General features: G+C 42.0%; 11 protein-coding genes. 9 read left to right on the top strand and 2 right to left on the bottom strand.

Annotated elements, in window-relative coordinates; translation table 11 throughout:
- Positions 1 to 109: 109 nt before the first annotated feature.
- Complete coding sequence (locus EJP82_RS28105; RefSeq protein ID WP_170220322.1) at positions 110 to 286, bottom strand: hypothetical protein; 177 nt, start codon at positions 284 to 286, stop codon at positions 110 to 112.
- A gap of 359 nt (positions 287 to 645) precedes the next feature.
- Here EJP82_RS28105 and EJP82_RS27415 point away from each other — a divergent pair, with 359 nt between their 5' ends.
- Positions 646 to 1,209 (top strand): tyrosine-type recombinase/integrase, encoded by a 564-nt coding sequence (locus EJP82_RS27415; protein ID WP_127195253.1) that lies wholly within the window; start codon positions 646 to 648, stop codon positions 1,207 to 1,209.
- Between the two features lie 76 nt (positions 1,210 to 1,285).
- On the opposite strand, the gene EJP82_RS27410 is transcribed toward EJP82_RS27415, so the two are convergent.
- Positions 1,286 to 1,969 carry a universal stress protein gene (locus EJP82_RS27410; protein ID WP_127195252.1) on the bottom strand — a complete coding sequence of 228 codons (684 nt, stop codon included), beginning with the start codon at positions 1,967 to 1,969 and terminating at the stop codon, positions 1,286 to 1,288.
- A gap of 125 nt (positions 1,970 to 2,094) precedes the next feature.
- On the opposite strand from EJP82_RS27410, the gene EJP82_RS27405 reads away from it, so the two are divergent.
- The 8 genes from EJP82_RS27405 to EJP82_RS27370 all read left to right on the top strand — a co-directional run bounded on the left by EJP82_RS27405 (position 2,095) and on the right by EJP82_RS27370 (position 9,424).
- A complete protein-coding gene (locus EJP82_RS27405) occupies positions 2,095 to 4,506 on the top strand; it encodes a Na+/H+ antiporter subunit A (RefSeq protein WP_127195251.1) in 2,412 nt (803 codons plus the stop codon).
- Positions 4,493 to 4,915: a Na(+)/H(+) antiporter subunit B gene (locus EJP82_RS27400; protein WP_127195250.1), complete on the top strand. Its 423-nt coding sequence runs from the start codon at positions 4,493 to 4,495 to the stop codon at positions 4,913 to 4,915. The genes EJP82_RS27405 and EJP82_RS27400 overlap by 14 nt, the downstream gene beginning before the upstream one ends.
- 1 nt (position 4,916) lies before the next feature.
- The gene (locus EJP82_RS27395; protein ID WP_127195249.1) at positions 4,917 to 5,255 is read left to right on the top strand and encodes a Na(+)/H(+) antiporter subunit C; all 339 of its coding nucleotides are present in this window, start codon (positions 4,917 to 4,919) and stop codon (positions 5,253 to 5,255) included.
- Entirely contained in the window at positions 5,248 to 6,723 is a 1,476-nt protein-coding gene (locus EJP82_RS27390; RefSeq protein WP_127195248.1) for a Na+/H+ antiporter subunit D, read from the top strand. Before EJP82_RS27395 ends, EJP82_RS27390 begins: the two co-directional genes overlap by 8 nt.
- Before the next feature lie 14 nt (positions 6,724 to 6,737).
- Positions 6,738 to 7,217 carry a Na+/H+ antiporter subunit E gene (locus tag EJP82_RS27385; protein WP_127195247.1) on the top strand — a complete coding sequence of 160 codons (480 nt, stop codon included), beginning with the start codon at positions 6,738 to 6,740 and terminating at the stop codon, positions 7,215 to 7,217.
- Positions 7,214 to 7,495 carry a Na(+)/H(+) antiporter subunit F1 gene (locus EJP82_RS27380; RefSeq protein WP_127195246.1) on the top strand — a complete coding sequence of 94 codons (282 nt, stop codon included), beginning with the start codon at positions 7,214 to 7,216 and terminating at the stop codon, positions 7,493 to 7,495. The genes EJP82_RS27385 and EJP82_RS27380 overlap by 4 nt, the downstream gene beginning before the upstream one ends.
- Positions 7,479 to 7,898 (top strand): Na+/H+ antiporter subunit G, encoded by a 420-nt coding sequence (locus EJP82_RS27375; protein WP_127195245.1) that lies wholly within the window; start codon positions 7,479 to 7,481, stop codon positions 7,896 to 7,898. The genes EJP82_RS27380 and EJP82_RS27375 overlap by 17 nt, the downstream gene beginning before the upstream one ends.
- Before the next feature lie 302 nt (positions 7,899 to 8,200).
- Positions 8,201 to 9,424: an amidohydrolase gene (locus EJP82_RS27370; protein ID WP_127195244.1), complete on the top strand. Its 1,224-nt coding sequence runs from the start codon at positions 8,201 to 8,203 to the stop codon at positions 9,422 to 9,424.
- The last annotated feature ends 278 nt before the right edge of the window (positions 9,425 to 9,702 follow it).

Here is a 9,702-nt window from a genome sequence, read left to right as displayed (position 1 = left end):
ATTCTCGGTTTCGTTTTGAGCTTATCTTAATGACATTGCCCGAGAGGGTGTCTTTTTTCTGTTATTTAGTTGATTACATAGATGCGAATATTTACGTTTTCTTATTGGTTTAATGATAGTTATCAGATTCATTTTCCTTGTATTTGCCATCGCTGTCATGCAGCGCTTGTTTCCGGCGATCATTGTGCGCCTGCTGCTGTTGTTGAGCCTCCAGGCTGTTCACGGGTGTCTCATCCAGCTCTTTCACTGTGTTGATTAGGTTCTTGTCTGGTTGGTTTGCGCTCAATTGAAAGGTCCTCCTTGTTTACTGGAATAGGTTTGTGAAGTCTATTATGTGCTGGCAGTTACGTGGCTATTCGTACTTGTGATCTCTATAATTCAAGTACAACACAGGTGGAATTTGGACAGGTATTGTGAAAGTTTGGATGCTGTTGGCTATCGTTACTGAGACTTATGATTTGCTTATTCTATTACGTCAGTAACTCCTTAAGCATCTCTTTATATGGTTTCGTATTCAGAACCTGCTGTAGTTTACTAACATCAATAGCCACCGATTTTTTTATAAAATGAGCTTGTATATTTATTGTGATGTTACTTAATATATGTTAACCTTATATTAAGTAACATTATTCGGGGGTATTCTCTGTGCAATTTGTCAATCCGATTCGGGACATGGAAACCATTCAAGCAATGAAAGAGGAGCTGAGAAAACACTCTATAAGGGACTTATTGCTTTTTGTACTAGGAATTAATACGGGGATTAGTCTTCTTGATTTACTGAATCTCACTGTACAGGACGTTTGGGATGGCCAGAATGCTAAACAGTTCCTTTATATTAAGGATGAAAAGACAAAAGAAGAAAAGGCTTATTACTTAAACAGCCAAATCGGGAAAATTTTAAACGAATATTTATCTAACAACGATTGGAAAGCGGAGGATTATTTATTTAAGTCCAAAAAGGATTGTCGTCCGATTACCCGTCAGCAGGCGTATCGAATTATTAACCACTCGGCAAGGGTGGTAGGAATATCGGAGAAGATCGGGACCCATACGCTGAGAAAGACGTTTGGTTACCATGCATATTATAAGGGAGTTGCCATCTCCATCTTAAAGTCGATTTTGCATCATCATTCCACGGCAGAGACGCTAAAGTATTTGGGAGTCGACAGGAATGAGAAGATGCCAATTAAAGTGGACGTGAATTTGTGAGTTATTCCTGTTTTGAATGACACAAAAAAACTCTCCGCATGGAACCTGCGGAGAGAGCTAGTTTCTTTATTAACTTTTATTCAACAGAGTCGTCTAGACCCATCGCTGTATGAATATCTACGTTTTTTAATTCGGTGACAATCCCGTCAATAACGAGAACATGTATAGTTGCAGCATCTTTCATAAGACGGAAAATTCCGTTATCGAAATCAGTATCGGCTTCTTTAAAGAAAATCCCTTCATATTCAGTTTGTTTGTCGTGATTGAAGCTTAACTTGTAATGCTCCCCATCTTTGATCAAATAAGCACGAATTCCCTTGTCATAAATACCTTCTTCATCCTGAATATAACGGGAAACGGAAACGATATGCAAATCGACAAAGGGGATCTCGCGTACTAAGGAATTAATGATAGATCCCTTCGTAAGTTGTTCCCATCGGCTGTGTGCTGTTTGGCCAAGAATGATCTGTGTAATGTTGTTTTCTCTGGCCGCTTCTGCAATGACCTTAGAGACCGGTCGGCTTTCATTATCTTTCATGATAAATTGGGCCGTTGGATGAGAGTTGGCATATTCTTTCCATTGTTCGATATAGAATATTTTCTCGGCATCCAGTTCATCGAATGGTTTGGGATCAATGGTCAATATATAAAGCGGAGATTTCATCATATTAGCGATTGCACAGCCGCGTTTGATGAGTCTTTCGCCATTGCGACCATAATAAACGCAAACAAGAATGCTCTCATTATACACGTTATTCATTTTAATTAATTCACCTCAATGATAATAGTAGAGCTTGATTAAACTATGTAAGACTATAGTTGATGTTACGTAAAGAGTCAATACGTATAGAAGGAAGCAAAAGTCATAACTAAGGAGGAGTGCGCTTGTCTATATTCTATACCTTTATGTTTCTCCCGATAATCAGTGCAATATTTATTCCCTTACTATATAAGTATTTGAATCGCCTAGTACATATAGGATGGTTCGTTTCCCTCGTACCTCTATCCATCTTTATCTATTTGTTGCAGTATATACCCGATGTTGCGGCAGGGGATACCTATAAATACACAATTTCTTGGATTCCCTCCCTTGATATGAATATTATCTCCTACGTGGATGGGCTCAGTCTCTTATTCGGTCTGCTCATTACCGGCGTCGGAACCTTGGTTATTATTTATTCAATTTTTTATATGTCGAAGATTCGGGAAGCTCTCCATAACTTCTATATATATTTGCTCATGTTCATGGGAGCTATGCTGGGATTAGTATTCTCGGATCATCTCTTAGTCCTGTACGGGTTCTGGGAGTTAACCAGCGTCTCATCCTTCTTATTAATATCCTATTGGTACGAGCGCAAGAGTTCTCGCCAAGGCGCCTTAAAGGCGCTATTGATTACTGTCCTTGGTGGGTTTGGTATGTTAGCCGGATTTATTATGATGATCATGATGACGGATACCTATAGTATTCGGGAAATGATCGCGAACCTGGATGTCATCCAAAACCATACGTTGTTTATTCCTGCTATGTTATGTGTTTTGCTCGGTGCATTTACGAAATCTGCGCAATTCCCGTTCGGCATTTGGTTACCAGATGCAATGGAGGCGCCAACCCCGGTGAGCAGTTACCTCCATTCGGCTACGATGGTCAAGGCCGGCATTTATTTAGTAGCGCGTATGACTCCAGTTTTCGGGGGCAACTCGGTGTGGTTCTGGCTTGTGGCCGGCATTGGTATTATTACGCTGCTGTATGGTTCTTTGACAGCGCTGAGACAGACTGATCTGAAGGCCATGTTAGCTTATTCTACGATTAGCCAATTGGGATTGATCATGTGCCTGCTTGGAATCGGTTCTTTAGCGGTCTACTTTGGACCTGGAGAGAGTGGTACTGTCTTTACGGTAGCTACATTTGCCGCTCTATTCCATCTATTTAATCACTCAACCTTTAAAGGAACTTTGTTTATGGTTGTCGGTATTATTGACCATGAGACAGGTCGGCGGGATATTCGCTATTTAGGCGGTTTGATGCAAGTGATGCCGATCACGTTCACGATCGCTTTGATCGGCGGCTTATCTATGGCGGGATTACCACCCTTTAACGGTTTTTTGAGTAAGGAAATGTTTTTTGCGGCGGTAAATGACGTATCCCAGGCCGGTATTTTCGGTTTGAGTAACATCGGCATCATGTTTCCGATCATTGCTTGGGTAGCCAGCATATTTACTTTTGTCTACTGCATGATTTTTGTATTCAAAACCTTTGGAGGACAATATCGCCCTGAAAAACTGACACGAAAAGTGCATGAAGCACCTTGGGGTATGTTGTTTTCTCCAATCATTTTGGGCTTACTTGTTATATTCATTTTCTTCTTCCCGAATGTACTGGGAAAATATATCCTTACCCCGGCATTAACCTCAATTTTGCCGATGATGCCGATTTCTTCATATGATGTGAAAATCAGCGCATGGCATGGGCTAAATATGGAACTCGTGATGACGATTGGGGTAATTGCTATCGGTATCCTACTCTTCAAAACAACGAAGCGGTGGCTCCAAGCCCTTCGAAATCATACGCAGGGATTAACGTTGAATCATTTGTACAATGAGGGCTTATCAGGTATGGAGAGGTTCTCGGTATCCCTGACGAATCGGTATATGACAGGATCGCTGAGACACTATCTGATCTACATTTTTTCTTTCTTTGTTATTGTATTGCTAGGTTCGCTTCTGTTGTTCCATGGTATACAGTTCGATTTCGCAAGTAATTCAGCCATCAGTATTTTTGATGTGGGGCTTGTGCTCGGGATGATAATCGCCGCACTTACTGTCTTATTTGCCAGCAATCGAATTATGGCTATTGTTGCATTGGGCGCGTTAGGTTATATGGTTTCTATGTTCTTTGTGATCTTCCTTGCCCCTGACCTGGCATTGACGCAAATGGTGGTGGAGACCGTGACAACGGTTCTATTCCTGCTGTGCTTCTATCATTTACCGAAGCTGAAGAAAAGCATCGAGCGTATTCCTTTCAAACTGACGAACCTGATCATATCGATCGCGATGGGATTAACGGTGACCCTGTTGGGATTATCCGCAAATGGTCATAAATTATTTGAACCCATTACATCGTTTTTTGAAAATGCCTATGAACTGGCAGGCGCCAAAAATATTGTCAACGCAATATTAGTGGATTTCCGCGGTTTCGATACAATGCTAGAAATATCCGTCTTGGCTATTGCCGGGTTGGGTGTATATATATTGGTTCATCAACGTTCCAAAAGGAGGGAACAACGTGAAACCGAATGATGTGATATTGAAAAGTGTAACTCGAGTGGCTGCCGTGATCATATTGACCTTTTCGATCTATTTATTTATGAACGGTCATCATCATCCGGGAGGGGGATTCATAGGGGGGCTGAGTATGGCATCAGCTATTGTTCTACTATATCTTTCTTTTGGCATCGAGAAGGTAAGGGAAAATATAAGAGTCGATTTCAAAAAGCTTTCGGCGATCGGTGTGTTGATTGCGATTGGAACCGGAACGGTGAGCGTGGTATTTGGCAAACCATTTTTAACCCAGACCTTTGGTCATGTTGATTTACCGATCTTTGGAGATACTGAGCTCGCGTCTGCTTTGATTTTTGATACCGGAGTCGCTCTAGCTGTCATAGGCACTGCAGTTAATATTATTCTAAGCATAAGTGAGGATCGCTAATATGGAGACACTCATGGTCATACTGGTCGGTATTTTAATATCCATTGGAACCTATTTGATTCTATCTAAACAACTGCTGCGAATTGTGCTCGGAACATCGATTGTGAGTCATGCGGTCAATTTGTTACTCATTACTTCCGGCGGACTGAAGACGGGGAGTGCCCCTTTGCTGGGAGAGAAAACCGCGGGCTTTACGGATGCTATTCCTCAAGCATTAATATTAACTGCCATTGTCATTAATTTTGCCGTGACAGCGCTAGTACTAGTTTTATGTTATCGTGCCTATCAAAGCTTTGGGACGGATGATATGGAGCAATTAAGGGGAAATGAGCATGAATAATTTGTTGATCACGCCGGTTATCATTCCTCTGTTGACGGGGATGGTCCTCGTTGTATTCCAGAAAAATATAAAGCTTCAGCGGATTCTTAGTTTGGTTGCATTGTTAGCCACCAGTGTCATTTCGGTTCTATTGATGAATCAGGTCAGAGCTGGAGGTATTCAAACATTGCAGTTAGGTGGTTGGGAAGCTCCTTACGGCATTAGTTTCGTGGGTGACATGTTCAGTGCTTTGCTGCTATTGGCTACCTCTATTGTCGCGATATGCTGCCTAATCTATGCCTTTTCATCGATTGGCCGAAAACAAGAAAAACTTTATTTCTATCCTTTATTTTTGTTCTTGATCACAGGTGTCAACGGTTCGTTCTTAACAGGGGACTTGTTCAATTTATATGTCTTTTTTGAAATGTTTCTGGTTGCTTCCTATGTACTGGTCACATTGGGGGGAGCCCAGAGACAGCTACGCGAGTCGTTGAAATATATTTTTACGAACATTATTGCATCGGCGTTCTTTTTGATCGGCGTTGCCTATTTATATTCTATGACGGGCACATTGAACCTCGCCCATTTATCGATCCGAATCGCAGAGGTTGGCCAGGACGGGTTAATAACCACCGTCGCATTATTATTCCTTATCGTTTTCGCCATGAAGGCGGGATTATTACTCTATTTCTGGCTACCCGGTTCATATAGTGTACCACCAACGGCAATAGCTGCTATTTTCGCTGCGTTACTCACGAAGGTAGGGATATACGCCATTTTCAGAATGTTTACGCTCATCTTCTATCATGAACCGCAGATCACCCATCTCTTTATCGGGATATTAGCCGCTATAACGATGGTTTTTGGCGGACTCGGAGCAATCGGTTTCTGGGATTTGAGAAAAATATTAACCTACAATGTGGTCATAAGTGTCGGATTTATTATGGCTGGACTCGTCTCTTTGACACCCGCCGGAATAACAGGTTCTATTTATTATTTGATTCACGACATGCTGATTAAGGCGCTTGTATTTATGATTGGGGGAACGATTGTCCATCTCACTGGAACAAGCAATTTGAAGAATATTAGCGGCTTGATTCGGCATCATCCCCAGTTAGGCTGGATGTTCTTTATCGCAACTATGTCTATGGTTGGAATTCCTCCGTTAAGCGGTTTTCTAGGCAAAGTATTTACGACGCAAGGCGTCTTTGAAGCGGGTTACTACTGGCTTGGAGGAATCGGACTGCTGGCAAGTTTGTTCATTCTGTTCTCCATGATCAAATTGTTTATGAACGCCTTTTGGGGTGAGACGATCCTGAGTGAAGAAGAGGAGAAGGGGACGACAAAGGGTTTGTTGTTTCCGATCGCTTTATTGACGTTGGCCAGTCTTGCTATGGGAATCGGCGCTGAAGCGATTACGGGTTATGTGGCCCAAGCTGCTGAGGAATTGCTCAATCCATATTTATATATTCAGGCCGTGTTTGATTAAAGGGGGAGACAGCTATGCCCGTTCAGGTACTACTCAACATATTCATTGCTTACTTGTGGATGTTCCTGCAAGAGGAAATGAGCATATTAAACTTTATAAGTGGTTACTTTGTTGGTCTGTTTATTTTACTATGCATCCGCCGATTCTTTAAAACACCTTTTTATATATTTACGCTAGCCGCAATTGGCAAGCTGTTCATTATTTTTATTCATGAGCTGAATATTTCTGCGGTGATGGTCATGAAGCATGTACTCCGTCCTAAAATCGATGTTAAGCCGGGAATTTTCAAGGTTGAAACGGATTTGGAGGGCGATTTGGAAATCACACTCCTCTCCTTATTAATCTGCTTAACGCCAGGCTCAGTCGTGATGGAGATAACCCCTGACTCAAAGGTGTTGTACGTTCACGGTCTGAATATGCCCGAATCCAAGGAATCTGTACTAAAGTCAAAATCTATTTTTGAAAAGGCGATAAAGGATGTGACGAGAAAATGATATTTGAGACGGTGTTGATAACTGCATTATGTATATTAATGTTGGCTATCCTGGCCAATTTATATCGGGTTGTAAAAGGGCCATCCAGTGCGGACCGAGTTCAGGCGCTAGATTCCGTCGGTATTAATCTAATCGCCTCTATTGCCGTGTTCTCTGTACTGCTGCATACTCATGCCTTCTTTGATCTTATATTGCTGATCGGTATTCTATCATTTATTGGAACAGTTGCCTTTGCCAGATTTATTGAAAGAGGTGTTGTTATTGAGCGGAAGCGGTGAAGTAGTCGGGGCGATTCTCATACTCATTGGAGCTATTTTTAGCTTGATCAGCGCGATTGGGAATGTGCGTTTGCCCGATGTGTACACAAGGTCTCATGCTGCATCTAAAAGTTCTACACTTGGTGTGCTGTGTGCGTTGGTTGGAACCTTGCTATACTTCCTAATTTCCGACGGTTTTTTCAGCATCCGCCTCATCTTGGGAATCTTCTTTGTATTTTTGACAGCTCCGGTGGCCGCCCATGTGATCTGTCGGGCCGCTTACCGCCACCAGGTGCCGTTAACTGAGCAGAGTGTCCAAGATGAATTGAAGGACTATTATATGGAGAATGAGAATTTGGAACAAGAAGATAAGGCTTACTTAATCGAGAAGGAGATTGAGCTTCAGGTTACAGAGCAAGTCTAGTACTAAATACAACTTATTGAAGATAATTATGAATCCTAAAAAGAAACCGACGGCGAAAGTATCTCACGATACACCAGCTGTCGGTCTCTTTTTTATTATAATCTTACGGAATCTGCACTGAATTAACTGTTTCTGAATGACGTCTTGACCTCTTCCTCATCTCCAAATGGAGAAACAAAAGAGGTGCTTCAGTAATTATTTGAATTAATATGTTTTCTACATATGTTAGAATTATTGAAGATTGCGAGTAGGTTAATGGGTTGATTAAGATAGATAATTAGCTGTGTAAAGGAAGGGGTAGTATGTTGAACGCTTCTTATTGGTTAACCAATGTAAGATTAGAGCAGGGATATGTTGTAGAAGAGGGACAAGTGGTTGGCACAAATACGATGAGTTGTCATCTTCGAATTGAAGGCAGTACGATCACCGAAATTGTTGGGGCGGAACTAAAGATAGAGAGCAATCTACCCAAATACGACTGTAAAGAGTTATTGATGCTACCTTCTTTTGAGGAGGCTCATATTCATTTGGACAAAACGTACTTTGATGGTCCGTGGAAAGCAGTAGAGCATGCTTCAAGTATCTTCGAACGGATTGAACAAGAGAAAGTACTATTACCAAAACTCTTACCCTTGGCAAAGCAGCAAGCCGAGAGCATCTTAACGCTTATTCAGGGGTTTGGTGCTACCCATGTGCGGAGTCATTGTAATATCGAGCCTGTTAGTGGATTGCACAGGTTAGAGGCAACAAAGCAAGCCCTAGACCGTTTTTCTGGTAAAATTTCTTCTGAGATTGTAGCATTTCCGCAGCATGGACTGCTTCGATCGGATTCTGTCCAACTCGTCAAACAATCTTTGGCGGAGGGGGCAACTCATGTAGGCGGAGTAGATCCATTCACGGTGGATGGGGATATTGAGAAGTCATTGCAGATCATGGTAGAACTAGCGGTTCTAAATAATGCCGGTATTGATATTCATTTACATGATGGCAACGAAGCGGGAAAGAAAACTCTATTACGTCTAGCTGATTTGACTGAAGAAGCTGGATTGCATGGAAAGGTAACCGTTAGTCACGCATTTTGGTTTGCGGGTGCTCAGCTACAAGAGGCAGAAGAAATGGCATCACGCATGGCAACGTTAGGTATGTCTATAGCATCGACAGTTCCAATTGGCAAAACAATGATGCCGCTTCCGATGTTGTTTGAAAAAGGTGTAAATGTAAAACTGGCAACAGACAGCCTAACGGACCACTGGTCTCCTTTCGGAAATGGTGATCAATTAGAGAAGGTAGGGCGTTTCGCAGAATTGTACGGATGTGTTGATGAATTATCACTGTCACAATCGCTTGGTTTTATTACAGGTGGGATAACACCGCTCGATCAAAAGGGTCAGCAGGTTTGGCCTAAGGTTGGAGATACCGCAAGTTTTATACTATTGCATGCAAGTTGTTCGGCAGAAGCGGTAGCTCGAAGATCGCAGCGGCAAGCGGTATGGTATGAGGGACGCCTTGTGAGCGGTTCGTTGTAGTTGATCTTGAGTTACGCTTCAAAGATGATGGATACCGAGTTGGAAGTGGTGCAGAATAACCGAGAATTTGCCGCTCGCTTCCGCCATCCAAATTCCTATTTGGTTAGGAGAAAAGCGGCCTTGTGAGGTCGCTTTTTGCTTCTTCTGGGTTTATCATAACCATCCACATCACTTCCAATTTATTCAAATTCATGTGATAAGGTATCTTAATGATTTAAGTTGTGCTATAATAAGTTCATTGAGATAGAGACCTAAGTAATTCGCATAGCGTAGAGGGT

Origin of the sequence: Paenibacillus anaericanus (assembly GCF_003994475.1) — a bacterium.
GTDB classification, from domain to species: domain Bacteria; phylum Bacillota; class Bacilli; order Paenibacillales; family Paenibacillaceae; genus Fontibacillus; species Fontibacillus anaericanus.
The sequence above is the reverse complement of the archived record's forward strand: the minus strand, read 5'-3'. Positions and strand labels throughout refer to the sequence as shown.

Excerpts from the sequence above, each read along its gene's own strand:
- EJP82_RS27380 (WP_127195246.1), top strand. The coding sequence starts at position 7,214 with ATGATATTTGAGACGGTGTTGATAACTGCATTATGTATATTAATGTTG.
- EJP82_RS27395 (WP_127195249.1), top strand. The coding sequence starts at position 4,917 with ATGGAGACACTCATGGTCATACTGGTCGGTATTTTAATATCCATTGGA.
- EJP82_RS27370 (WP_127195244.1), top strand. The coding sequence starts at position 8,201 with ATGTTGAACGCTTCTTATTGGTTAACCAATGTAAGATTAGAGCAGGGA.
- EJP82_RS27410 (WP_127195252.1), bottom strand. The coding sequence starts at position 1,969 with ATGAATAACGTGTATAATGAGAGCATTCTTGTTTGCGTTTATTATGGT.
- EJP82_RS27385 (WP_127195247.1), top strand. The coding sequence starts at position 6,738 with ATGCCCGTTCAGGTACTACTCAACATATTCATTGCTTACTTGTGGATG.
- EJP82_RS27390 (WP_127195248.1), top strand. The coding sequence starts at position 5,248 with ATGAATAATTTGTTGATCACGCCGGTTATCATTCCTCTGTTGACGGGG.